Source organism: Pseudomonas sp. Marseille-P9899, from assembly GCF_903166565.1.
Taxonomy (GTDB): Bacteria; Pseudomonadota; Gammaproteobacteria; order Pseudomonadales; family Pseudomonadaceae; genus Aquipseudomonas; species Aquipseudomonas huaxiensis.
Window position 1 is genome coordinate 212,722 of sequence record NZ_CAESCG010000004.1, and the last position, 22,800, is coordinate 235,521.

At 63.9% G+C, this 22,800-nt stretch carries 22 protein-coding genes and 1 other RNA gene; 14 read left to right on the forward strand and 9 right to left on the reverse strand.

What is annotated here, in order from left to right:
• Positions 1-163: 163 nt before the first annotated feature.
• The 5 genes from trxA (at position 164) to HWV67_RS20730 (ending at position 5,469) form a co-directional block, all read left to right on the forward strand.
• On the forward strand, positions 164-493 hold the full coding sequence (trxA, locus tag HWV67_RS20710) for a thioredoxin TrxA (protein ID WP_175652609.1): 330 nt from the start codon (positions 164-166) through the stop codon (positions 491-493).
• A 225-nt stretch (positions 494-718) separates the two neighbouring features.
• The gene (gene rho, locus HWV67_RS20715) at positions 719-1,978 is read left to right on the forward strand and encodes a transcription termination factor Rho (protein ID WP_095156444.1); all 1,260 of its coding nucleotides are present in this window, start codon (positions 719-721) and stop codon (positions 1,976-1,978) included.
• 127 nt (positions 1,979-2,105) lie between these two features.
• On the forward strand, positions 2,106-3,572 hold the full coding sequence (gene ubiD / locus HWV67_RS20720) for a 4-hydroxy-3-polyprenylbenzoate decarboxylase (RefSeq protein ID WP_175652610.1): 1,467 nt from the start codon (positions 2,106-2,108) through the stop codon (positions 3,570-3,572).
• Positions 3,572-4,540 carry a CDP-6-deoxy-delta-3,4-glucoseen reductase gene (locus HWV67_RS20725; protein WP_095156442.1) on the forward strand — a complete coding sequence of 323 codons (969 nt, stop codon included), beginning with the start codon at positions 3,572-3,574 and terminating at the stop codon, positions 4,538-4,540. Before ubiD ends, HWV67_RS20725 begins: the two co-directional genes overlap by 1 nt.
• Positions 4,541-4,827: 287 nt before the next feature.
• Positions 4,828-5,469: a gamma-glutamylcyclotransferase gene (locus tag HWV67_RS20730; RefSeq protein WP_110970743.1), complete on the forward strand. Its 642-nt coding sequence runs from the start codon at positions 4,828-4,830 to the stop codon at positions 5,467-5,469.
• 97 nt (positions 5,470-5,566) lie between these two features.
• Here HWV67_RS20730 and HWV67_RS20735 read toward each other — a convergent pair whose 3' ends face one another.
• Positions 5,567-6,544, reverse strand: a complete 978-nt coding sequence (locus HWV67_RS20735) for an NADPH:quinone oxidoreductase family protein (RefSeq protein ID WP_175652611.1) — start codon at positions 6,542-6,544, stop codon at positions 5,567-5,569.
• Between the two features lie 157 nt (positions 6,545-6,701).
• On the opposite strand from HWV67_RS20735, the gene HWV67_RS20740 reads away from it, so the two are divergent.
• Positions 6,702-7,109 carry a flagellar basal body-associated protein FliL gene (locus tag HWV67_RS20740; protein ID WP_110970745.1) on the forward strand — a complete coding sequence of 136 codons (408 nt, stop codon included), beginning with the start codon at positions 6,702-6,704 and terminating at the stop codon, positions 7,107-7,109.
• On the opposite strand, the gene HWV67_RS20745 is transcribed toward HWV67_RS20740, so the two are convergent.
• The 4 genes from HWV67_RS20745 to HWV67_RS20760 form a co-directional block, all read right to left on the reverse strand.
• Positions 7,110-8,228 carry an ABC transporter permease gene (locus HWV67_RS20745; RefSeq protein WP_175652612.1) on the reverse strand — a complete coding sequence of 373 codons (1,119 nt, stop codon included), beginning with the start codon at positions 8,226-8,228 and terminating at the stop codon, positions 7,110-7,112.
• A complete protein-coding gene (gene rbbA, locus HWV67_RS20750) occupies positions 8,228-10,948 on the reverse strand; it encodes a ribosome-associated ATPase/putative transporter RbbA (protein ID WP_175652613.1) in 2,721 nt (906 codons plus the stop codon). The genes HWV67_RS20745 and rbbA overlap by 1 nt, the downstream gene beginning before the upstream one ends.
• Positions 10,945-11,910, reverse strand: coding sequence for an HlyD family secretion protein (locus tag HWV67_RS20755; RefSeq protein ID WP_371929319.1), 966 nt, complete (start codon positions 11,908-11,910; stop codon positions 10,945-10,947). Before HWV67_RS20755 ends, rbbA begins: the two co-directional genes overlap by 4 nt.
• Before the next feature lie 93 nt (positions 11,911-12,003).
• Entirely contained in the window at positions 12,004-12,453 is a 450-nt protein-coding gene (locus HWV67_RS20760) for an EVE domain-containing protein (RefSeq protein WP_095156436.1), read from the reverse strand.
• 185 nt (positions 12,454-12,638) lie between these two features.
• Here HWV67_RS20760 and HWV67_RS20765 point away from each other — a divergent pair, with 185 nt between their 5' ends.
• Positions 12,639-12,785: a hypothetical protein gene (locus HWV67_RS20765; RefSeq protein ID WP_175652615.1), complete on the forward strand. Its 147-nt coding sequence runs from the start codon at positions 12,639-12,641 to the stop codon at positions 12,783-12,785.
• 14 nt (positions 12,786-12,799) lie between these two features.
• On the opposite strand, the gene HWV67_RS20770 is transcribed toward HWV67_RS20765, so the two are convergent.
• The 4 genes from HWV67_RS20770 to HWV67_RS20785 form a co-directional block, all read right to left on the reverse strand.
• Complete coding sequence (locus tag HWV67_RS20770) at positions 12,800-13,405, reverse strand: 5-formyltetrahydrofolate cyclo-ligase (RefSeq protein WP_175652616.1); 606 nt, start codon at positions 13,403-13,405, stop codon at positions 12,800-12,802.
• An 89-nt stretch (positions 13,406-13,494) separates the two neighbouring features.
• Positions 13,495-13,673: non-coding RNA, 6S RNA (gene ssrS / locus HWV67_RS20775), on the reverse strand.
• A 19-nt stretch (positions 13,674-13,692) separates the two neighbouring features.
• Positions 13,693-14,010 carry a cell division protein ZapA gene (locus HWV67_RS20780; protein WP_095156434.1) on the reverse strand — a complete coding sequence of 106 codons (318 nt, stop codon included), beginning with the start codon at positions 14,008-14,010 and terminating at the stop codon, positions 13,693-13,695.
• Positions 14,007-14,216, reverse strand: a complete 210-nt coding sequence (locus HWV67_RS20785) for a TIGR02449 family protein (protein WP_095156433.1) — start codon at positions 14,214-14,216, stop codon at positions 14,007-14,009. The genes HWV67_RS20780 and HWV67_RS20785 overlap by 4 nt, the downstream gene beginning before the upstream one ends.
• Before the next feature lie 150 nt (positions 14,217-14,366).
• Between HWV67_RS20785 and HWV67_RS20790 the strand changes: the two genes are divergently transcribed.
• The 7 genes from HWV67_RS20790 (at position 14,367) to gcvT (ending at position 22,763) form a co-directional block, all read left to right on the forward strand.
• Entirely contained in the window at positions 14,367-14,921 is a 555-nt protein-coding gene (locus HWV67_RS20790; RefSeq protein ID WP_175652617.1) for a YecA/YgfB family protein, read from the forward strand.
• A 19-nt stretch (positions 14,922-14,940) separates the two neighbouring features.
• Complete coding sequence (pepP, locus tag HWV67_RS20795; protein ID WP_175652618.1) at positions 14,941-16,281, forward strand: Xaa-Pro aminopeptidase; 1,341 nt, start codon at positions 14,941-14,943, stop codon at positions 16,279-16,281.
• On the forward strand, positions 16,278-17,477 hold the full coding sequence (gene ubiH / locus HWV67_RS20800) for a 2-octaprenyl-6-methoxyphenyl hydroxylase (protein WP_175652619.1): 1,200 nt from the start codon (positions 16,278-16,280) through the stop codon (positions 17,475-17,477). The genes pepP and ubiH overlap by 4 nt, the downstream gene beginning before the upstream one ends.
• Before the next feature lie 41 nt (positions 17,478-17,518).
• Positions 17,519-18,736, forward strand: a complete 1,218-nt coding sequence (locus tag HWV67_RS20805) for a 2-octaprenyl-3-methyl-6-methoxy-1,4-benzoquinol hydroxylase (protein WP_175652822.1) — start codon at positions 17,519-17,521, stop codon at positions 18,734-18,736.
• 106 nt (positions 18,737-18,842) lie between these two features.
• Positions 18,843-19,844, forward strand: a complete 1,002-nt coding sequence (locus HWV67_RS20810; RefSeq protein WP_175652620.1) for an extracellular solute-binding protein — start codon at positions 18,843-18,845, stop codon at positions 19,842-19,844.
• Positions 19,845-19,938: 94 nt separating this feature from the next.
• On the forward strand, positions 19,939-21,561 hold the full coding sequence (locus tag HWV67_RS20815) for an ABC transporter permease (protein WP_175652621.1): 1,623 nt from the start codon (positions 19,939-19,941) through the stop codon (positions 21,559-21,561).
• Between the two features lie 119 nt (positions 21,562-21,680).
• Positions 21,681-22,763 (forward strand): glycine cleavage system aminomethyltransferase GcvT, encoded by a 1,083-nt coding sequence (gcvT, locus tag HWV67_RS20820; RefSeq protein WP_175652622.1) that lies wholly within the window; start codon positions 21,681-21,683, stop codon positions 22,761-22,763.
• The last annotated feature ends 37 nt before the right edge of the window (positions 22,764-22,800 follow it).

Below are 22,800 nucleotides of genomic sequence, written 5' to 3' on the forward strand. Positions count from 1 at the left end.
TTGATATGGCGCAGTTTCGCGTAGGAATTGTGTCTTTTGTGTGACAGCCGATACGCAAGATCATGAACTACCATAGACAGACTCAATCGCTGGCGGCTTCCTGTCGGCAGAGAGGGCCGTTATGATGGGCAACGTTTTTTTGCTTCCGAACCTGGAGATTTCCATGAGCAGCGATCTTATCAAACATGTTACTGACTTCAGTTTCGAGGCCGACGTACTGCAGGCTGCGGGCCCTGTACTGGTCGACTACTGGGCTGAGTGGTGCGGTCCTTGCAAAATGATCGCTCCGGTCCTGGACGCTATCGCCGAGGATTACAACGGCAAGCTGACCATCGCCAAGCTGAACATCGACGCAAACCCTGATACTCCGGGCAAGCACGGCGTTCGGGGTATCCCGACCCTGATGCTGTTCAAGGACGGCCAGGTCGCAGCCACCAAGGTCGGCGCCCTGTCGAAATCTCAGTTGCAAGCGTTCATCGACGCCAATATCTGAGTCTGTAAAAGCCCCGCATTTGTCGGGGCTTTTCTCATTCTGGTGACTAGACGCCAGAAAAAGCAGGTGTTAAATTCGGCCTCGCATTGTTTCTTCAATGCCCCCTGCACACCGCCGCCGCCTTCTAATTAGAACCTGTGCGCGATCTTGTCGCCTTCTCTGCGGCGCGGCCTCATTAAGCCAGATGCTTAATCTCCCTTCTTACATGATTACCTCAATCCCCTTATGAACCTGACTGAACTCAAGCAAAAGCCGATTACCGATCTGCTAGAAATGGCCGAACAGATGGGCATAGAAAATATGGCCCGTTCGCGCAAGCAGGATGTGATTTTCTCCCTGTTGAAGAAGCACGCGAAAAGCGGCGAGGAAATTTCCGGTGACGGCGTGCTGGAGATTCTCCAGGACGGCTTCGGCTTCCTGCGTTCGGCGGATTCTTCCTACCTGGCCGGCCCAGACGATATCTACGTCTCGCCAAGCCAGATCCGTCGCTTCAACCTGCGCACCGGCGACACCATCGTCGGCAAGATCCGGCCGCCAAAAGAAGGCGAGCGTTACTTCGCACTGCTCAAGGTCGACACCATCAACTTCGACCGTCCTGAAAACGCGAAGAACAAGATCCTGTTCGAAAACCTGACGCCGCTGTTCCCCAACAAGCGCCTGAAGATGGAAGCCGGCAACGGTTCCACCGAAGACCTCACCGGTCGCGTCATCGACCTGTGCGCCCCGATCGGCAAAGGCCAGCGCGGCCTGATCGTCGCCCCGCCGAAAGCGGGCAAGACCATCATGCTGCAGAACATCGCGGCGAACATCACCCGCAACAATCCCGAGTGCCACCTGATCGTTCTGCTGATCGACGAGCGCCCGGAAGAAGTGACCGAAATGCAGCGCACCGTGCGCGGCGAAGTGGTTGCCTCCACCTTCGACGAGCCGCCAACCCGTCACGTGCAAGTGGCCGAAATGGTCATCGAGAAGGCCAAGCGCCTGGTCGAGCACAAGAAAGACGTGGTCATCCTGCTAGACTCCATCACCCGTCTGGCTCGCGCCTACAACACCGTGATCCCGAGCTCCGGCAAGGTACTGACCGGTGGTGTCGATGCCCACGCGCTGGAAAAACCGAAGCGTTTCTTCGGTGCCGCACGGAACATCGAGGAAGGCGGTTCGCTGACCATCATCGCTACCGCGCTGGTTGAAACCGGCTCGAAGATGGACGAAGTGATCTACGAAGAGTTCAAGGGCACCGGCAACATGGAGCTGCCTCTGGACCGTCGCATCGCTGAAAAGCGTGTGTTCCCGGCCATCAACATCAACCGTTCGGGCACCCGCCGCGAAGAGCTGCTGACCGCCGACGACGAACTGCAGCGCATGTGGATCCTGCGCAAGCTGCTGCACCCGATGGACGAAATCGCCGCCATCGAGTTCTTGATCGACAAGCTCAAGCAGACCAAGACCAACGACGAGTTCTTCCTGTCGATGAAGCGCAAGTAAGCACTCGCTGTAGGCAAGAGCCGGGGAAACCCGGCTTTTTGCTATCTACCTTACGGACTATTCTGACTGGCCCGGTTCGGCGCTACACTGCCCGTCCCGACCGATACGGCCAATACGAGGCTCACGCATGCAGTATCGCGATTTGCGCGACTTTATCCGTGGCCTGGAGCAGCGCTCAGAACTCAAGCGCATCCAGGTCCCCATTTCGCCGGTCCTGGAAATGACTGAAGTCTGCGACCGCACACTGCGGGCCAAGGGGCCGGCACTGTTGTTCGAGCGCCCCACCGGTTACGACATTCCCGTCCTTGGCAACCTGTTCGGCACCCCGGAGCGGGTGGCCATGGGCATGGGCGCCCAGTCGGTGAGCGAACTGCGGGAAATCGGCAAGCTGCTGGCTTTTCTCAAGGAGCCCGAGCCGCCAAAGGGACTCAAGGACGCTTGGTCCAAGCTGCCGATCTTCAAGAAAGTCGTGGCCATGGCGCCGAAAGTGGTCAAGGACGCGCCTTGCCACGAAGTGGTCATCGAGGGTGAAGATGTCGACCTGGGCATGCTGCCGATCCAGCATTGCTGGCCAGGCGACGTCGCGCCGCTGATCACCTGGGGCCTGACCGTCACCCGCGGGCCGAACAAGGAGCGGCAGAACCTCGGCATCTATCGCCAGCAGGTGATTGGCCGCAACAAGGTCATCATGCGCTGGCTCAGCCACCGCGGCGGTGCCCTCGACTACCGCGAGTGGTGCGAGAAGAACCCCGGCAAGCCATTCCCGGTGGCCGTGGCCCTGGGCGCTGACCCGGCGACCATTCTCGGCGCGGTCACGCCGGTGCCGGACACCCTTTCCGAATACGCCTTCGCCGGCCTGCTGCGGGGCAACCGCACCGAGCTGGTGAAGTGCCGTGGCAGCGACCTGCAGGTGCCGGCGACCGCCGAGATCATCCTGGAAGGCGTGATCCACCCCGGCGAAACCGCGCCGGAAGGCCCGTATGGCGACCACACCGGCTATTACAACGAAGTCGACAGCTTCCCGGTGTTCACCATCGAGCGCATCACTCACCGCACCAAGCCGATCTATCACAGCACCTACACCGGCCGTCCGCCGGATGAGCCGGCGATTCTCGGCGTGGCGCTGAACGAAGTGTTCGTGCCGATCCTGCAGAAGCAATACCCGGAAATCACCGACTTCTACCTGCCTCCCGAAGGCTGCTCCTACCGCATGGCGGTGGTCACCATGAAGAAGCAGTACCCGGGGCACGCCAAGCGGGTAATGCTGGGCGTCTGGTCGTTTTTGCGACAGTTCATGTACACCAAGTTCGTTATCGTCACCGACGACGATGTCAATGCGCGGGACTGGAACGACGTGATCTGGGCCATCACCACGCGCATGGACCCCAAGCGCGACACGGTGCTGATCGAGAACACGCCGATCGATTACCTCGATTTCGCCTCGCCGGTCTCGGGCCTTGGTTCGAAGATGGGCCTGGACGCCACCAACAAGTGGCCGGGCGAAACCACGCGCGAGTGGGGCCGGGTCATCGTCAAGGACGAGGCCGTCACCAAGCGGATCGATGAGCTGTGGAACCAGTTGGGAATAGATTGATGCAGGTAACCTTGCAGCCGTCCGGAGCCGTACTGGCGCTCAAGCCCGGAGAGAGGATTCTGGAAGCGGCACAGCGCCTGGGTTATGACTGCCCGCAGAGCTGCCGCAATGGCAACTGCCACGTCTGCGCCGCCCTGCTGGTGGAAGGCCGGGTGCGTCAGGACGGTGAAGTACGCGATCACGGTGAGCTGTTCACCTGCATCGCCGAACCGCTGGAAGACTGCATCCTGCTCTGGGACGGCGTGCTCGCCCTGGGCGAGTTGCCGGTGCGTACGCTGGCGTGCCAGTTGAGCGAGTGCACCGAGGTCGGTGGCGATGTCTGGCGCGTGCGCCTGCGCGCCCCGGCCGGCAAACCGCCGCGCTACCACGCCGGGCAGTACCTGTTGATCGAGCGCGAAAGCGGCGATAAGGCTGCGTTCTCCCTGGCGTCGGCACCGCACGGTGGCCGCGACCTGGAAATGCACGTGCTGGCGCGGGAAAAGAGCGCGCTGGACCTGATCGCGCAACTGCAGCGCACTCGCATGGCCCGCCTCGAAATGCCGTTCGGCGACACCCATCTCGCCGAATTGCCGGAAGGTCCGCTGGTGCTGATCGCCGCAGGCACCGGCATGGCGCAGATGCACAGCCTGATCGAGCATTGCCGCGTGCAGGGCTTCAAGCACCCGGTGCATCTGTACTGGGGCGTGCGCCGGCCCGAGGACTTCTACAGCATCGACGCGTGGGCGCAGTGGGAGCAACTGCCGAACCTGTTCCTGCACAAGGTCGTGAGCGACCTGTGTGGCTGGGACGGGCGCTGCGGCTTGCTGCACGAGGCGGTCTGCGAGGACCTCGACGACCTGTCGCGGATTCATGTCTATGCCAGCGGTTCGCCGGCCATGGTCTATGCCACCCTCGATGCCCTGGTGAATGCCGGCATGGATGCGCACCAGATGCGCGCCGATGTATTCGCTTATGCCCCGCGTGGCTAACTTGAGTAATAAGGCGCGTTGCAACAACGCGCCGGTTTATAACCGAGTGTCCAAGTAAGGCTTATAAGCAAACGCCCGCCTTTTAATTATTGCCGGCGCCGCGAAAAAGTATCGCTACACTTGCAATAGTGTTCTTCGATCTTCTGAAACTCCCGTGTTTCGCGGTGTTTAGGCGAGCGGGGGGGCTTGTTTCCGAACCGTTGTCTGCCGTACGGTAAGTGTCTATTGAGTGCGTTGGCTCTATAGTGGAGTACTTCGGTATTTCACGAGGAACTTTGGCGGCGGCTATGTCGGTAATCGAATCTGCACCTTTTCCCCTTGCGTATCCCCCGGTACTTGATTTCGGTCAGCAATTGTCCCGGGAGCAACTTCTCGACTCTGTCCAGCAAACCATGGCCCTGCACCAAGGCGGCCCGGTCTGGCTGTTCGCCTACGGTTCGCTGATCTGGCGTCCGGAGTGCCAATCGACCGAGCGGCGGCGCGGGCGGGTTCATGGTTATCACCGCGGGCTGTACCTGTGGTCGCATGAACATCGCGGCACGCCGGAATGTCCGGGGCTGGTGTTTGGGCTGGATCGGGGTGGTTCGTGCAGCGGGTTCGCCTATCGGTTGCCGGAAGACAAACTGCAGGATTCGTTGCTGGCGCTGTGGCAGCGCGAGATGCCGTACCCGGCGTATCGCCCGCACTGGCTGAATTGCCGGTTGGACGACGGCAGCAAGGTACAGGCGCTGGGGTTCGTGCTGGAGCGGCATTTGCCGTGCTACGCGGGGAATCTGCCGGACAGCCTGCTCACCCATATCCTCGCCAGCGCCAAAGGGCGCTACGGCACGACCCGCGATTATGTCGAACAGACCCTGGAAGCGTTGCGCAGCCATGCCATGCCGGACCGCAATCTGGAGGCGCGGTACAGGCGCTGCCATGGTCAGTGATTGAGCCTTGGGGGCCGCTTCGCGAGCAAGCTCGCTCCTACACTGAGTGCCGCTGACTGTAGGAGCGAGCTTGCTCGCGAAGGGCTGCAACGTCGGTTTATCTGACCTTCACCACCAACTTCCCAACCGCCTTGCGCCCCGCCAACTGTTCGATTGCCAACCCGGCCTCGGCCAATGGATAGGTCTTCGACACCAACGGCTTCAACTTGCCCTCGGCAAACCACGCAAACAGTTGCTGGAAGTTCGCCGCGTTGTCCGCCGGCTGGCGCTGGGCGAACGAGCCCCAGAACACGCCGAGCACCGCCGCGCCCTTGAGCAGCACCAGATTGACCGGCAACTCAGGGATTCGCCCGCTGGCAAAGCCCACCACCAGCAACCGGCCGTTCCAGGCCAGGCCGCGCACGGCCTGATCGAACAGGTCGCCGCCGACCGGATCGTAGATCACGTCGACGCCCTTGCCGCCGGTCAGGCGTTTGATCTCGTCTTTCAGGCTGCTCTGGCTGTAATCGATCAGCTCGTCAGCGCCCGCCGCCTTGGCGATTTCCAGTTTCTCCGCGCTACTGGCCGCAGCGATCACCCGCGCGCCCATGGCCTTGCCGATTTCCACGGCCGCCAGGCCAACGCCGCCAGACGCACCCAGCACCAGCAAGGTTTCGCCGGCCTGCAACTGGCCGCGCTGGCGCAGCGCGTGCATCGAGGTGCCGTAGGTCATGCCGAAGGCCGAGGCGGTGGCGAAGTCCATGCCTTCCGGGATGGGCAGCACGTTGTAGGCCGGCACCGCGACCTGTTCGGCGAAGCTGCCCCAGCCCGTCAGGGCCATGACCCGGTCGCCGACCTTGAACGCGCCGGCATTCTCGCCCGCCGCGGCGACCACCCCGGCGGCCTCGCCACCCGGCGAGAACGGCAGCGGTGGCTGGAACTGGTATTTGCCCTCGATGATCAGGGTGTCCGGGAAGTTGACGCTGGCGGCGTGTACGTCCAGGAGGACTTCATTCTTCTTCGGCGTCGGGCTGGCGACGTCTTCCAGCACCAGATCACGGGCCGGACCATGGGCTTTGCACAACACGGCTTTCATCAGGGCTATTCCTTTGCGGGTGGTGGCCGATAAGTGTAGGTATGCAAGGTGCCGGGTCAACGAGCATGGCCTGGCCTGAATAGGCTGGCATAAGCCCGGGCTTGGGTTTGGCCGGCGCGCTGGGTATGCTGGCGCCAACTGTTTGAGGAGCGAATTCGTGAAAGCGTGGATCTTGATGGTACTGGCGCTGACGCTGCCAGTGGCGGCCATGGCCGAAGAGAAGGAAGAAGCAGCAGCGCCGAAGGTTGCCTATATCAGCCTGTCGCCGCCCCTGGTCGGTAACTACGCCCTCGATGGCAGCCCGCGTCTGCGGGTGTACAAGGCCGATGTTGCGCTGAAGGTCGAAGGCGATGCGGACGCCGCCGCGGTCAAGCACCACGAGCCGTTGATCCGTAACCAGTTGGTGGCGCTGTTTACCCAGCAGAGCCTGGACGGCATGAGCAACGTCGAAGCCAAGGAAAAACTGCGTCAGGAAGCCCTCAAGCAGGTCCAGCAGGTCCTGGCCAACGAAGAGGGTCGGCCGGTCGTCGAAGACCTGCTGTTCAACAACCTGATCGTTCAGTAATCACGAGGCCAGGCTGCGGCGGAAACGTGCCAGGGCGATCGCGAAGAACGCCAGGCCGATCGCCGCCAGGGCCAGCAGGTCGGGCCACACCACTGCGGTGCCGGCGTCGCGAAACAGAATCGCGGCGCCCAGGCTGACGAAGTGGGTGGACGGCGACAACTGCATCACCCACTGCAACCATTGCGGCATGCTGTCCAGCGGCGTGCTGCCGCCCGAGAGCAGCAGCATCGGGATGATCACCGGGATCGCCAGCAACCCGAACTGCGGCGTCGAGCGCGCCAGCGTGGCGAGAAAAATCCCCAGCGCCGTGCTGGCGAACAGGTACAGCGCCGTCACCCCCAGAAACAGCGGCAGCGAGCCGGCCAACGGCACGCCCAGCGCCCACTTCACCACCACCTCCAGCGACACCCAGGTGCACAGCACCACCACCAGCGCGTTGCTGCCGATCTTGGCGAGCATGATTTCCAGTGCAGTCAGCGGCAGCACCAGCAGGTGATCGAGGGTGCCGTGCTCGCGCTCGCGCAGCAGGGCGGTGCCGGTGAGGATGATCGCGAGGATGGTGATGTTGTTGACGATCTGGATCACCGCCAGGAACCAGCCGCCTTCCAGGTTCGGGTTGAACAGCGCGCGGGGCTCCAGCAGCGCCGGGCTGCGGCTGCTGCTGCCGGCGGGGCTGGCGTAATCCAGCAACTCGCGTTCGAAAATCCGCCCGATATAGCCGGCGCCCATGAACGCCTGGCTCATGGCCGTGGCATCGACGTTGATCTGCAATTCCGGCGAGCGTCCGGCCAGCAGGTCGCTCTGGAAATTCACCGGAATATTGATGACGAAGGTGTACAGGCCGCTGTCCAGGCTGCGGTCGAGCTGGTCGTAGGCCAGCGGCACGGCGGGCTGGAATTCCGGGGGCTGCAGCGCTTCGGTCAGCTTGCGTGAGACCAGGCTCTGGTCCTCATCGACCACCGCGACACTGGCGTTGTGCACGCCGATCACCGAGCCCGCCGCGGGCATGTAGATCGCCACGCTGAAGGCGTAGAGCAAGAACAGCAGCAGGACGCTGTCGTGGCGCAGGCTGGTCAGCTCTTTCAGACCCAGGCGCAGAATGTGGGCAAGACGCTGCATCAGGCCTCCTGTTTCTTCAACATGATCAGGCTGAGCCCGGTGAACCCGACGAAGAAGCCGAGCAGCGCCAGGCATTGCGGCCACAGTTCGCGCAGGTCCAGGGCCTTGGTGAAGGTGCCGACGGCGATATCGAGGAAGTAGCCTGCGGGGAACAACTGGCCCATCAGCGCGGCGGAGCCATCGAGGGATGAGCGCGGTACGATCAGCCCGGAGAACTGGATGGTCGGCAGGCTGGTGAGGATCATGGTGCCGAGGATCGCGGCGATCTGCGTGCGGGTGAAGGCCGAGATCAGCAGGCCGAGACTGGTGGTCGCCAGCAGGTACAGCACCCCGCCGCACGCCAGCGCCAGGGCGCTGCCCTTGAATGGCACGCCGAACAGCCAGCGGTTCATCGCCACCAGCAGCGCCAGGTTGACCAGGCTCACCGCCAGGTACGGCGCCTGTTTGCCGAGCAGGAACTCCAGGCGGGTCAGCGGTGTGGCGTAGAAGTTGGTGATCGAGCCCAGTTCCTTTTCGCGGACGATGCCGAGGGCGGTGAGCATGGCCGGGATGAACGCCAGGATCAGCGCCATGACCCCCGGACCGATGGCATTCACGCTGACCACATCCTGGTTGTAGCGAAAGCGCGTTTCCAGCTTCACCGCCGCCTGGCGTGGCTGCGCCGGGCTGCTCAGCGCCGCCAGCTGTTCGAGGTTGGCCTGATGCACCGCTTCGACATAGTTGCGGCTGGTTTCGGCGCGGAACGGCATGCCGCCGTCGAGCCAGGCTGCGACCACCGGCTGGCGCCCGGCAAGCAGGTCGCGGCCGAAGCTGGGTGGAATCTCCAGGGCCAGCTTGATCTCCGAGCGTTGCAGGCGCTGGTGCAGTTGCTGCGGATCACGGATTGGCGGCTGCTCGGCAAAGTAGCGCGAGCCACGGAAGGCTTCGAGATAGGCCCGGCTTTGCGGGCTCTGGTCCTGGTCGTAGACGGCGAAGGCGAGGTTTTCCACATCCAGCGAAATGCCGAAGCCGAAGATCACCATCATGAACAGCGCACCCAGCAAGGCGAACGCCAGGCGCACCTTGTCGCGCAGCAGTTCCTTGCCCTCGCGGCTGGCCACGGCGACCAGCCGGGTCAGGCTGAAACCCCGGCGAGGCGGCGGACTGGCGGGTGCGGCCGGCGTGTCGAGATTGGCTGCTGGCGTCTCGGGCGCGCCGCCTTGGGCTTGTTCCAGGCACGTGACGAAGGCGTCTTCCAGGGTCGCGCCGCCGTACTGCACCTGCAAGGCGGCCGGGGTGTCGCAGGCCAGCACCGAGCCTGCGTGCATCAGCGAGATGCGGTCGCAGCGCAGCGCCTCATTCATGAAGTGGGTCGAGAGAAAGATGGTCACGCCCTGTTCCCGCGACAGCTCGATCAGCAACCGCCAGAAGTCGTCGCGGGCAGCCGGGTCGACGCCGGAGGTGGGCTCGTCGAGGATCAGCACCTCCGGGCGGTGCAGCACCGCCACGGCCAGCGACAGCCGCTGGCGCAGGCCCAGCGGCAGGGCGCCGGACTGCTGGTCGGCGACGTCGCCGAGGTCGAAGCGCTGGATCAGCTCGGCGATGCGCGGCGTGCTGTCGGCGGGTTTCAGGTCGAACAGGCGCGCGTGCAGTTCCAGGTTCTGGCGCACGCTGAGTTCGCCGTACAGCGAGAAGCTCTGCGACATGAAGCCGACCCGCTTGCGCGTGGCCAGGTCCTTGGCGTCCACCGGGCGGCCGAGCAGGGTGGCGCTGCCTTCGCTGGCCGGCATCAGGCCGGTGAGGACTTTCATGGTGGTGGTCTTGCCGCAGCCGTTGGAGCCGAGGAAGCCGAAAATCTCGCCACGACCGATAGCGAAGCTGACCTTGTTCACGGCGGTGAAGTCGCCGAAGCGCAGGGTCAGTTCATGGGCTTCGATGGCGATGCTCGCGTCGCCGGCGTCCCGTGGCGGGATGTGCAGCGGCTCGGCGTTGTGGTGGCTGTCGCCCTGGAAGTAGGTAAAGGCTTCGTCCAGCTTGCCGCTGGGTGTGACGCTGGCCAGTTCATGGCTGGCGCCGGCGCCGATCAGTCGTCCGCGGTCGAGCATCAGGCAGTGTTCGAACTGTTCGGCCTCTTCCATGTAGGCCGTCGCCACCAGCAGCGTCAGTTGCGGGCGTTGCTGGCGCACATGCTCGACCAGTTCCCAGAAGCGCCGCCGCGACAGCGGGTCGACGCCGGTGGTGGGCTCATCGAGGATCAGCAGATCGGGTTCGTGGATCAGCGCGCAGCACAGGCCGAGCTTCTGTTTCATGCCGCCAGACAGCTTGCCCGCCGGGCGCTCGGCGAAGCGGGCGAGGTCGGTGGCCTCCAGCAGCGTGTGCATGCGCGCGTCGCATTCGGCGCGGGACAGGCCGAACAGGGTGGCGAAGAAGCGGATGTTCTCGCTGATCGACAGGTCCGGGTACAGGTTGCCGCCCAGGCCTTGGGGCATGAAGGCGATGCGCGGGTACAGGCTGCTGCGGTGCGAACGCTTGCCGATCGGGCCGCCGAGCACGTCCAGCTCGCCTTGCTGCAGCCGTTTGACCCCGGCGATCAGCCCGAGCAGGCTGGACTTGCCGGCGCCGTCCGGGCCGATCAAGCCGCAGCGGGTGCCGGCGGGCAGATCGAAGGTGATGTCATGCAGGGCTTCCAGTGCGCCATAGCGGTGGCGGATGCCGCGGGCCTGCAGGGCCAGCCCGTTCATTGCAGGTTGGCCGGCCAGTCCACGGTGGCGGTGCGCACATAACCGGCGCCGGGCATGCCGGGTTTGGCCTGGGGCACGGCGTCGGGGGCGGTCAGGCGCAGCTTGACCCGGAATACCAGCTTCTGCCGCTCGTCGCGGGTTTCCACCTGCTTGGGCGTGAACTGGGCCTTGGCCGCGACAAAGCTGATTTTCGCCGGCAGCGCCTGGTCGGGCAGGGCGTCGAGGACGATCCGCGCCTCGTCGCCGATGGTCAGCCGGCCAGCGGTGGAGGCAGGCAGGTAGAGGTTCATGTATTGGTCGCTGGGGTCGATCAACAGCAATACCCGACCACCGGCACCGAGCACTTCGCCCGGTTCGGCCAGGCGCAACTGGATCACGCCATTGATTGGCGCGCGCAGGCTGCTGTCGTCGATTTCGCTGGTCAGTTGCGCGACCTGGGCTTCGGCGGCGCCAATCGCCGCCTTGATCGCCGCAAGTTGCGCCCGCGCGGCGACCACCGCCGAGTTGCTGGTGTCGAAGCGCGCCTGTTGCTGGTCGAGCAACTGCTGACTGGCGTATTTGCGCTGGAACATCTCGCGGATGCGCTTCAGCTCCTGGCTGGCGAGCAGTTGTTCGCTCTGGCGCAACTGCACGTTGGCCTGGGCGGCGGCGTAGTTTTCGCGGGCGCGGGTCACTTCGGCTTCGGCCTGGGCGCGCTGCGCTTCGAGGGTTCGGGTATCGATGCGGGCGAGTAACTGGCCGCGACTGACTTTATCGCCCTCGTCCACCAGCACTTCGGCGAGACGCCCAGGCACCTTGCTGGCGATCTGGACTTCGGTGGCTTCGAGCCGCCCGTTGCCCATGGCCAGGCCTTCGGGCAGGCGGTCATGCAAGGATTTCCAGTAGCCCAGGCCACCGGCCGCCAGCAACAGCGCAATCAGCGCGCCGGCGAAAATCTTGGGGGTGTGTTGACTCATCGACATGGTCCTGCATCCTGCTACATACGCGTCAGATTGTGACGTCCCACCAGCCTTGGTGGTTTGATTCGCGTCAAATGACCCCCGATCCTACGCCGATCAGCGAAGATTGAGTATTGCTGCCCACTGTTCGGCTGTGACCGGCATCACAGACAGGCGACTGCCTTTCTGCACCAGCGGCAGTTCGGCGAGGGCGGTTTGCAGCTTCAGGTAGCCGAGCCCCAGCACCTTCGGGAAAGTTTCCACATGGGCGACGTCCACCGCGCTCCACGGGTTCTTGTCAGCGTTGGCCTTGGGGTCGTGGTAATGGCTTTGCGGGTCGAGGGCGGTCGGGTCGGGATAGGCCGCGGTGCTGATCCGGGCAATACCGGCGATACCCGGCTCGGGGCAACTGGAGTGGTAGAAGAAAAACTCGTCGCCCACCGCCATCGCGCGGATGAAATTGCGCGCCTGGTAATTGCGAACCCCGTCCCAGCGCGCCTCGCCGAGGCGGGCGAGGTCCTCGATCGAGAGTTCGTCGGGTTCGGATTTCATCAGCCAGTAGGCCATGGGCTCAGCTCCAGTCAGTCTCTGAAACAACCTGTTGCATCAAACCGACAGCCGGTTGGCGTCAAGGTTTGCTTGTGGACGAGTGTTGTCGGAAAATGCGCCACCTTTAAGCTTGACGCTGCTGCACGGCCTATAAAAAGAACCGTCGCGGACATCGTGATCAGTTTGCCTTCGGGGGGCAATCGATGAATCGCAAAAAACCGGACCTGCTCTGGATTCTAGTTTTCGTGTTTGGTCTGGGCGTTGTCACGACCGGTTATGCGCAAAGCTTCTGGGAACGCAAAGTTGAAACCGCTTATCAGCAGATGCCGGTGAATCCCGCTCAGCGTTGATGCTGCGGCGCCGTTCAGTGCGCCAGATACCAGCTTTTATCCGACACAGTGCCTTGTAGCGGCACGTCCCAACTGGCTTGCGCCAGGCGTTCCACCTTCTGGCATTCATGGGCCAGCCCCAGCAGCAGGGGTTTTTTCCAGGCCTTGCGCCGGCCTTGATACGCCAGGCTGCGATCATAGAAACCGCCGCCCATTCCGAGGCGACCACCCAGCTCATCGAAACCCACCAGCGGCAGCAGGATCAGGTCCAGCGCCCAGACCGGGCGTTGCCGCGCCAGGCGGATGCTCGGCTCGGGGATGCGAAAGCGGTTGGGCCGCAGTTTTTCGCCCTGTTCGAAGCGCTGGAACGCCATCTTGGTCTTCGGCCAGGCATGCAGCACCGGCAGGTAGGTGCGCTTGCCACGGCGCTGGGCCTCGCGCAGCAGCAGGCGCGGGTCGATTTCGCTGTCGTTGGGCAGGTACAGGGCGATGTGGCGGGCGCGCCGGAACAGTGGGTGCTGTGCCAGTTGCCGATACAGGCCACGGGCGGCCTGACGTTGCTCGGCTGGGCTGAGTGCGCGGCGGGCATCACGAAGCAGGCGGCGAAGTTGAGGGCGGGTAAGCGGCGCGGTGTCGGTCATGGCACGGGCGATCCCTGGGGGCGATCATCACGCGGTGATGTCGCGGGTGCAGGCGCGCAAGGAAGATAAAGGCGCATGCAGATAGAAACAGGCTCCCCGACGAACCGCTGTCGGTGTAGCCCTTGAACCCGAAAGTTCAAGGTGGAGATTGCAGGAGGCGTTAAGGCTTTCCGTCAAGCGGACATGCACACCGGCCCCAACGTGCAACCCCCGTGGTTGTGCGTATCGGCTCAGGGACATGACCGACTGGCAAGCACTCCAGGGAGTGGGCGGGAGTATACAGAAACTCAGTTGGCTTTTGTATCCGCGTCGTCGATCAGGGCCTGGTCGACGCGGTCGAGCAGCTCGCGTACCTGCTCACGGGTGGCGCCGCCGCTCTGGGCTTCCGGGCGCTCTTGATTGTGCAAAAGGTCGTGGGTGATGTTCAGCGCGGCCATCACGGCAATGCGGTCGGCGCCGATCACCTTGCCGCTGCTGCGGATCTCGCGCATCTTGCCGTCGAGGTAGCGTGCGGCGCTGACCAGATTGCTGCGTTCTTCCTGCGGGCAGATGATCGAATACTCTTTGTCGAGGATCTGCACGGTGACGCTATTGGTAGAACTCATGAGTCTTGCTCCAGGGACTTGAGCCGCGAAATCATCGATTCGACCTTATGTCGCGCGATTTCGTTTTTTTCAATGAGGTGGGCACGTTCCTCGCGCCAGGATTTCTCCTGCTCGGATAGGAGTGTATTTTGCCGTTTTAGTTGCTCGACCCGCTCAATCAGCAGTTCGAGTCGGCTCTTCAGCGTTTGCAGCTCATTATCTTGCATTGCTCGCCACTCGATTCGGTCTGACTGTGACTGTCTGGCTACTGCGCCTCATGCGCCGGAATTGCCGCGTCGATGGTCTTGGCGCGCCTGCCGGTGCTAGGATACAAGGCCTTCATTCTAGTCATTGCGCCGTCTGGCGCCTAGTTGCCCATGCCCACTACCAATTCGCCGTACCCCGCCTTCGCCAACCTGCTCAACAGCAACGGTCATCCTGTTTCCCCCGCCGAACTGCACGGCCTGTTGCTCGGTCGTAGCTGCGCCGGCGCCGGCTTCGATGTTGACGGCTGGCTGGCCGACGCCGCTCATCTGCTGGAGACCGAACCAGTAGACAACGTTCGCAACGCTTTGATCGGTCTCCAGGAAATGGTCAAGTCCGAACTGACCGGCGAAGACATCGCCATCGTCCTGCTGCTGCCGGGCGATGACCTGCCGCTCACCGAGCGCGCGGCTGCACTGGGCCAATGGTGCCAGGGCTTCCTCAGCGGCTTTGGCTTGAACTCCGGCGGCAAGGACCTCAGCGACGAGGTCAATGAAGTACTTCAGGACCTGAGCGCGATTTCGCAAGTTCAGGACGCACTGGAAGAATCCGAAGACGGCGAAAGCGACTATATGGAAGTGATGGAGTACCTGCGCGTCGCACCGCTGCTGCTCTTCACGGAATTGGCCAAGCCGGTCGCGCCTGCCGCCAAACCTTCCTTGCACTGAGGCCAAACAGGGGTTCCCCGTGGCAACAAACCATATCCCGAAAGCGGAATACGCCCGGCGCCGCAAGGCGCTGATGGCGCAGATGGAACCCAACAGCATCGCCATCCTGCCGGCTGCCGCGGTTGCCATTCGCAACCGTGACGTCGAGCACGTCTATCGCCAGGACAGCGACTTCCAGTACCTCAGCGGTTTTCCCGAGCCCGAGGCGGTGATCGCCCTGATCCCCGGCCGCGAGCACGGCGAGTACGTGCTGTTCTGTCGGGAGCGTAATCCCGAGCGCGAGCAGTGGGACGGCCTGCGCGCCGGCCAGGAAGGCGCGATCCGCGACTTCGCGGCCGACGACGCCTTCCCTATCGCTGATATCGACGACATTCTTCCTGGTCTGATCGAAGGGCGCGACCGCGTCTATTCGGCCATGGGCAGCAATGCCGAGTTCGACCGCCGCCTGATGGAGTGGATCAACGTGATCCGTTCCAAGGCGCGCCTGGGGGCTTCGCCGCCGAACGAATTCGTTGCCCTGGATCATCTGCTGCACGACATGCGCCTGTATAAATCGGCGGCGGAAGTGAAGGTCATGCGCGAAGCCGCGGCGATCTCCTCGCGGGCCCATGTGCGGGCCATGCAGGCCAGCCGTGCCGGCCTTCACGAATACAGCCTGGAAGCCGAGCTGGACTACGAGTTCCGCAAGGGCGGGGCGAAGATGCCGGCCTACGGGTCGATCGTCGCCGCCGGGCGCAATAGCTGCATCCTGCATTACCAGCAGAACGACGCGCCGCTCAAGGATGGCGACCTGGTGCTGATCGACGCCGGTTGCGAGATCGACTGCTACGCCAGCGACATCACCCGCACCTTCCCGGTCAGCGGGCGTTTTTCGGCGGAACAGAAGGCGATCTACGAACTGGTGCTCAAGGCTCAGGAAGCCGCCTTCGCGGTCATCGCCCCCGGCAAGCACTGGAACCACGCCCACGAGGCGACGGTTCAAGTGATCACCGAAGGGCTGGTGGAACTGGGCGTGCTCAAGGGCGATGTGGCCGAACTGATCGAAACCGAGGCCTACCGGGCCTTCTACATGCACCGGGCCGGACACTGGCTGGGCATGGATGTACATGATGTCGGCGAGTACAAGGTCGGCGGTCAATGGCGCGTGCTCGAACCGGGCATGGCCCTGACGGTCGAACCGGGTATCTACATTGCCGCAGACAACCAGAGCGTCGCCAAGAAGTGGCGCGGTATTGGTGTACGGATCGAGGACGACGTAGTGGTAACCAAGCAAGGCTGTGAAATCCTGACCTCCGGTGTGCCGAAAACGGTCGCCGAAATCGAAGCCCTGATGGCCGCCGCCAGAAGCCAGGCCGCATGAGCCGGGTCAATCTGGCGATCATCGGCGGCGGCCTGGTCGGCGCCAGCCTCGCGCTGGCCCTGCAGGCCGGCGCCAAGGCCCGGGGCTGGAAGATCCTGCTGATCGAACCGTTCGCCCCGGGCGACAGCTACCAGCCCAGTTATGACGCGCGCTCTTCTGCGCTGTCGTTCGGCACCCGGCAGATCTATGAGCGACTCGGCCTGTGGCAGGTCATCAACCGCCGCGCCGAGCCGATCCGGCAGATTCAGGTGTCCGACCGCGGGCGCTTCGGCGCTACCCGCCTCGATGCCCTGGAAGAAGGCGTTCCAGCGCTGGGCTATGTGGTCGAGAACGCTTGGCTCGGTCAGTGCCTGTGGCAGGGCCTCGATCCCGAAGTGGTGAGCTGGCGCTGCCCGGCGGAAGTCACCGCGATGCAGCCACTGGGCGATGGCTATCGGTTGTCGCTCAATGACGACACCGTGCTCGAATGCGACCTGGCCGTGCTCGCCGATGGCGGCCGCTCCGGCTTGCGCGAGCAACTGGGCATTCACGTCAGCCAGCGCCCGTACAACCAGAGCGCGCTGATCGCCAACATCACCCCGAGCGAAGCCCACTGCGGCCAGGCGTTCGAGCGCTTCACCGATGAAGGCCCGATGGCCCTGCTGCCGCTGCCGGAAAACCGTTGCGCGCTGGTCTGGACCCGCGCCGGGATGGATGCCAAGCGCTTGGCGGAGCTGGACGAACGACGCTTCCTCGACGAGCTCCAGAGCATCTTCGGTTACCGCCTCGGCGCTTTGCGCCAGGTTGGCGCGCGGCACCTTTATCCGTTGACGCTGGTGGAAGCGCAGGAGCAGGTGCGTCCGCATCTGGTGGTGCTCGGCAACGCCGCCCACAGCCTGCATCCGATTGCCGGGCAGGGCTTCAACCTGTCGCTGCGCGACGTGCAATCGCTGGCCGATGGCCTGCTTGCCGGCCCCGAAACACCCGGCGACCTCGGCACGCTGTTGGCCTACCGTGAACGCCAGCGTCTGGACCAGGACCTGACCGTCGGCTTCTCCGACAAGATCACCCGCCTGTTTGGCACGGCCCAGCCGTTGATCGCCACCGGCCGCAACCTCGGCCTGCTTGGCCTCGATCTGCTGCCCCCGGCCAAGCGCTGGTTCGCCCGCCAGGCCATGGGCCTCGGCACTCGCCCTGACCTTCAAGGCAAGGCATGACCCCTTTTTTCTATTACCCGGAACAGGCTTGAAGCATGGACATGCGCGCGGATCTGTTGATTGTCGGTGCCGGTATGGTCGGCAGCGCTCTGGCCCTGGCCTTGCAGCACAGCGGCCTGGAAATCCTCTTGCTGGACGGCAGCTCCCTGTCCGTCCCGCGCTTCGATGATGCCGCGCCGTTCGAGCCCAGGGTCAGCGCCCTGTCGGCGGCCAGCCAGCGCATTCTCGATCGCCTCGGCGCCTGGCAGGGCATTTCCGAACGGCGTGCCAGCCCTTACTCGGACATGCAGGTCTGGGACGGCAGCGGCACCGGGCAGATCCACTTTTCCGCCGCCAGCGTTCACGCCGATGTGCTGGGTCATATCGTCGAGAACCGCGTGGTTCAGGACGGCCTGCTGGAACGCCTGCACGACAGCGAAATCGGCCTGCTGGCCAATGCCCGCCTGGAACGCATGCGCCGTTCCGGTGACGAGTGGCTGCTGACCCTCGCCGACGGCCGCAACCTGCGGGCACCGCTGGTGATCGCCGCCGACGGCGCCAACTCGGCGGTGCGCCGCCTGACCGGTTGCGAAACCCGCGAATGGGATTACCTGCACCACGCCATCGTCACCAGCGTGCGCTGCGCCGAGCCGCACCAGAACACGGCCTGGCAGCGTTTCACCGATGAAGGTCCGCTGGCCTTCCTGCCGCTGCAGCGCGACGGCAAGCAGGATTGGTGCTCGATCGTCTGGTCGACCACGCCCGAGCGGGCGGAAAAACTCATGGCATTGCCGGACGAGGCGTTCTGCGCCGAGCTTGAGCGCGCGTTCGAAGGCCGCCTCGGCGCGGTGCTGCACGCCGACCCGCGCGTCTGCGTGCCGCTGCGTCAGCGCCATGCCAAGCGTTACGTCGCCGAAGGCCTGGCGTTGATCGGCGATGCTGCGCACACCATTCACCCGTTGGCCGGCCAGGGCGTGAACCTGGGCTTTCTCGATGCCGCGGTGCTGGCCGAAGAACTGCTGAAGGCCTACGAGCGCGGCGAGCGACTGGCCGACGTGAAGGTGCTGAGCCGCTTCGAGCGCCGACGCATGCCGCACAACCTGGCGCTGATGGCCGCGATGGAGGGCTTTGAGCGCTTGTTCCAGGCCGACCCGCTGCCGCTGCGCTGGTTGCGTAACAGTGGCCTGAAATGGGTCGAACAGATGCCCGAGGCCAAAGCGTTGTTCGTGCGTCAGGCGCTGGGCTTGAGTGGTGATCTGCCGGAACTGGCGAAGGCCTGAAAGGCCGGCAACATCTGGTAACTCCTCGGTGAAGCGTTCGGTTTGTGATGCCAAATGACATTAACTACCATTTGCGCCTCATTTGAATTTCCGAGGAGCGCTACCGATGTCGCCACGCAAGCATTTACTGGCCGCCCTGACCCTCACGCTGTTTGGCGGTGCTGCCCAGGCGGCGGACGAGGTGGTGGTGTACTCCTCGCGCATCGATGAGCTGATCAAGCCGGTCTTCGACGCCTACACCGCCAAGACCGGGGTGAAGGTCAAGTTCATCACCGACAAGGAAGCCCCGCTGATGCAGCGGATCAAGGCCGAGGGCGAGAACGGCGTGGCCGACCTGCTGCTCACCGTCGACGCCGGCAACCTTTGGCAGGCCGAGCAGATGGGCATCCTCCAGCCGATCAAATCCGCCGTGATCGACGCCAACATCCCCGCGCAATACCGTGCTTCGTCCCATGACTGGACCGGCCTGAGCCTGCGTGCGCGGACCATCGTCTACTCCACCGACCGGGTCAAACCCGAAGAACTGAGCACCTACGAGGCGCTGGCCGACAAGCAATGGGAAGGCCGCCTGTGCCTGCGCACGGCGAAGAAGGTCTACAACCAGTCGCTGACCGCCACCATGATCGAAACCCATGGTGCCGAGAAAACCGAAGAGCTGGTCAAGGGCTGGGTCAACAACCTGTCCACCGACGTGTTCTCCGATGACAACGCCGTGATCCATGCCATCGCAGCCGGCCAGTGCGACGTGGGCATCGTCAACACCTACTACTACGGCCGCCTGCACCAGGAAAACCCGAAACTGCCGGTCAAGCTGTTCTGGCCTAACCAGGCTGATCGCGGCGTCCACGTGAACCTGTCGGGCATCGGCCTGACCAAACACGCACCGCACCCGGAAGCTGCCAAGGCGCTGGTCGAGTGGATGACCGGTGAAGAAGCACAGAAGATGTTCGCGGGCATCAACCAGGAATTCCCGGCCAACCCGAAAGTCGCGCCGTCCGACGAAGTCGCGGCCTGGGGCAGCTTCAAGGCCGACAGCCTGCCGGTGGAAGTTGCCGGCAAGCGCCAGGCTGAAGCGATTCGCTTGATGGATCGGGCTGGCTGGAACTGAGTTTCAAGCCTTATTCTTGCTGCGCCCTCAAGCCCGCCCTGGCATCGCGCCGGGCGGGCTTTTTCATTGACTGCCGCCCGTAGAGACTTTCTCCTTGCCGCACCCCGTCCAACGCCGCTGGTATCCCCTGGTCTACGCCATCGCCGCGCTGGTGATGCTGCCGCTCAGTGTCTTGTTGTTGTCCTGGCAAAGCGTGGACATGCAGATCTGGTCGCACCTGCTCGATACCCAGATGAGCCGCCTGTTGAGCAACACTCTGACGCTGGTGGTTGGCGTGGGGGTGGGCGTTACTCTGCTGGGCGTCAGCCTGGCCTGGCTCACCAGCCTCTGCGAGTTTCCCGGCCGGCGCTGGCTGGACTGGGCGCTGATGCTGCCGTTCGCGATTCCCGCCTATGTGCTGGCCTTCGTGTTCGTCGGCTTGCTGGATTTCTCCGGGCCGGTGCAAACGCTGCTGCGCGAGTGGTTCGGGCCGATGCGCCTGCCGCGGGTGCGTTCCACTGGCGGGGTGATCATCGTTCTGGTGCTGGTGTTCTATCCCTACGTCTACCTGCTGGCGCGCACCGCGTTCCTCGCCCAGGGCAAGGGCCTGATGGAAGCGGCGCGGGTCCTCGGGCTGTCGCCGCTCAAGGCGTTCTGGCGGGTCGCGTTGCCGATGGCGCGTCCGGCCATCGGTGCGGGCGTGGCGCTGGCGTTGATGGAGACGCTGGCTGACTTTGGCGCCGTCTCGGTGTTCAACTTCGATACCTTCACCACGGCGATCTACAAGACCTGGTACGGCTTCTTCAGCCTGTCCAGCGCGGCGCAACTGGCCAGCCTGTTGCTGCTGGCGGTGATCCTGGTGCTCTACGGCGAACACCGCGCCCGTGGTGCGGTGCGCGGCAGCAACGAGCGCCCGCGCGGCAAGGCGCTGTATCACCTGCGCGGGGTCAAGGCGCTGTTAGCCAGTGGCTGGTGCCTGTTGGTGTTCGCCTGTGCGTTCGTCATTCCGGTGCTGCAATTGCTGGCGTGGTTCTGGCAGCGCGGGCGCTTCGACCTCGATGAGCGTTACACCGGCCTGATCCTGCACACGCTGTACCTCGGCGCCATGGCGGCGCTGATCACCGTCAGCGCGGCGCTGTTGCTGGCCTTCGCCCGCCGCCAGTCCTCGGCACGGGGCATCCGCGTCGGCGTCAGTCTGGCCAATCTTGGTTACGCGTTGCCCGGCTCGGTGCTGGCGGTGGCGATCATGCTGGCGTTCAGTTACCTCGATCGCGAACTGGTGATTCCGCTCTCCGGCTGGCTCGGCGGGGCGGGCAAGCCGCTGTTGCTGGGCAGCCTGTCGGCGTTGTTGCTGGCGTATCTGGTGCGCTTCATTGCCGTGGCCTATGGTCCGCTGGAAAACAGCCTCGGGCGTATCCGCCCATCGTTGCCGGAAGCGGCGCGCAGCCTTGGGGTCAGTGGCCCGGGATTGTTTTTCAAGGTGTATCTCCCGTTGCTGGTGCCCGGTGCGTTGAGCGCAGCGCTGCTGGTGTTCGTCGATGTGCTCAAGGAAATGCCGGCGACCCTGCTGATGCGCCCGTTCGGCTGGGACACGCTGGCGGTGCGGGTCTTCGAGATGACCAGCGAAGGCGAGTGGGCGCGGGCGTCGTTGCCAGCGCTGACACTGGTTCTGGTGGGGCTGCTGCCGGTCATCGGACTGATTCGGCGTTCTGCCCGTCACCCCGGTCAAAGTCGCTGAGGATGTAACCCGGCCGCCTTGCGGATACAATGCGCGGCATTCGCTGCGGCCGGCCACTGGCTGGGTAGCAGGAACGCTGCCGTCTGCCGCAGCTTCGCCACGCCCGGAAGGAGAAACCCATGGGACAGCGTACGCCTCTGTATGACCTGCACCTGGCGCTTGGCGCCAAGATGGTCGATTTTGGCGGTTGGGATATGCCCCTGCATTACGGTTCGCAAGTCGAGGAGCACCATCAAGTGCGTCGCGACTGCGGAGTTTTCGACGTTTCGCACATGACGGTGATCGACATCAGCGGTGTCGATGCCACCGAATGGCTGCGTCATCTGCTGACCAACGATGTCGCCCGCCTCGGCGAGATCGGCAAGGCCCTCTACAGCACCCTGCTCAACGATGAAGGCGGTGTGATCGACGACCTGATCGTCTATCGCCTGGCCGACGGCTATCGCCTGGTGGTCAACGCCGCGACCCGCGACAAGGACCTGGCCTGGCTCGAAGCGCACAAGAGCGGCTTCGAAGTGCAGTTCCGCGAGCGCCCTGAGCTGGCGATCCTCGCGATCCAGGGCCCGCAGGCGCGGGAGAAGGTTGCCGAGCTGCTCAGTTCCGCACGCGCCGAGCTGATCCGCAGCCTCAAGCCGTTCGAAGGGCAGTTCGAAGGTGACTGGTTCATCGCCCGCACCGGCTACACCGGTGAAGACGGTCTGGAAATCATCCTGCCGGCCTTGCAGGCGCCCGCATTCTTCAACGATCTGGTCGGCGCCGGCATCGCCCCGAGCGGCCTCGGCGCCCGCGACACGCTGCGCCTGGAAGCCGGGATGAACCTGTACGGCAACGATATCGACGAGGCGCATTCGCCGCTGACCTCGAACCTGGCCTGGAGCATCGCCTGGGATCCCGCAGGGCGTGATTTCATTGGCCGCCAGGCGCTGGAAGCGGAAAAAGCCCGTGGTATTTCGCAGAAACTGGTGGGCCTGGTGCTGGAAGAACGCGGCGTCCTGCGTGCCCATCAGGTGGTTCGTGTTGCTGAAATTGGCGAAGGGGAGATAACCAGTGGTAGTTTCTCTCCTACGCTGAGCAAGGCAATTGCTCTGGCGCGCCTTCCAATGGCGACCGCCGACCGTGCCGAAGTGGAAATCCGCGGCAAGTGGTACCCGGTGCGGGTGGTCAAGCCGACGTTCGTGCGTCATGGCAGGATCCTGATCTGAATTCATTCCGGCGGGCCGACCGCTGACCTGTTGAGGA

Coding starts and splice junctions, on each gene's coding strand:
- trxA (WP_175652609.1), top strand. CDS start 164: ATGAGCAGCGATCTTATCAAACATGTTACTGACTTCAGTTTCGAGGCC.
- rho (WP_095156444.1), top strand. CDS start 719: ATGAACCTGACTGAACTCAAGCAAAAGCCGATTACCGATCTGCTAGAA.
- ubiD (WP_175652610.1), top strand. CDS start 2,106: ATGCAGTATCGCGATTTGCGCGACTTTATCCGTGGCCTGGAGCAGCGC.
- HWV67_RS20725 (WP_095156442.1), top strand. CDS start 3,572: ATGCAGGTAACCTTGCAGCCGTCCGGAGCCGTACTGGCGCTCAAGCCC.
- HWV67_RS20730 (WP_110970743.1), top strand. CDS start 4,828: ATGTCGGTAATCGAATCTGCACCTTTTCCCCTTGCGTATCCCCCGGTA.
- HWV67_RS20735 (WP_175652611.1), bottom strand. CDS start 6,544: ATGAAAGCCGTGTTGTGCAAAGCCCATGGTCCGGCCCGTGATCTGGTG.
- HWV67_RS20745 (WP_175652612.1), bottom strand. CDS start 8,228: ATGCAGCGTCTTGCCCACATTCTGCGCCTGGGTCTGAAAGAGCTGACC.
- rbbA (WP_175652613.1), bottom strand. CDS start 10,948: ATGAACGGGCTGGCCCTGCAGGCCCGCGGCATCCGCCACCGCTATGGC.
- HWV67_RS20755 (WP_371929319.1), bottom strand. CDS start 11,910: ATGTCGATGAGTCAACACACCCCCAAGATTTTCGCCGGCGCGCTGATT.
- HWV67_RS20760 (WP_095156436.1), bottom strand. CDS start 12,453: ATGGCCTACTGGCTGATGAAATCCGAACCCGACGAACTCTCGATCGAG.
- HWV67_RS20765 (WP_175652615.1), top strand. CDS start 12,639: ATGAATCGCAAAAAACCGGACCTGCTCTGGATTCTAGTTTTCGTGTTT.
- HWV67_RS20770 (WP_175652616.1), bottom strand. CDS start 13,405: ATGACCGACACCGCGCCGCTTACCCGCCCTCAACTTCGCCGCCTGCTT.
- HWV67_RS20780 (WP_095156434.1), bottom strand. CDS start 14,010: ATGAGTTCTACCAATAGCGTCACCGTGCAGATCCTCGACAAAGAGTAT.
- HWV67_RS20785 (WP_095156433.1), bottom strand. CDS start 14,216: ATGCAAGATAATGAGCTGCAAACGCTGAAGAGCCGACTCGAACTGCTG.
- HWV67_RS20790 (WP_175652617.1), top strand. CDS start 14,367: ATGCCCACTACCAATTCGCCGTACCCCGCCTTCGCCAACCTGCTCAAC.
- ubiH (WP_175652619.1), top strand. CDS start 16,278: ATGAGCCGGGTCAATCTGGCGATCATCGGCGGCGGCCTGGTCGGCGCC.
- HWV67_RS20805 (WP_175652822.1), top strand. CDS start 17,519: ATGCGCGCGGATCTGTTGATTGTCGGTGCCGGTATGGTCGGCAGCGCT.
- HWV67_RS20810 (WP_175652620.1), top strand. CDS start 18,843: ATGTCGCCACGCAAGCATTTACTGGCCGCCCTGACCCTCACGCTGTTT.
- gcvT (WP_175652622.1), top strand. CDS start 21,681: ATGGGACAGCGTACGCCTCTGTATGACCTGCACCTGGCGCTTGGCGCC.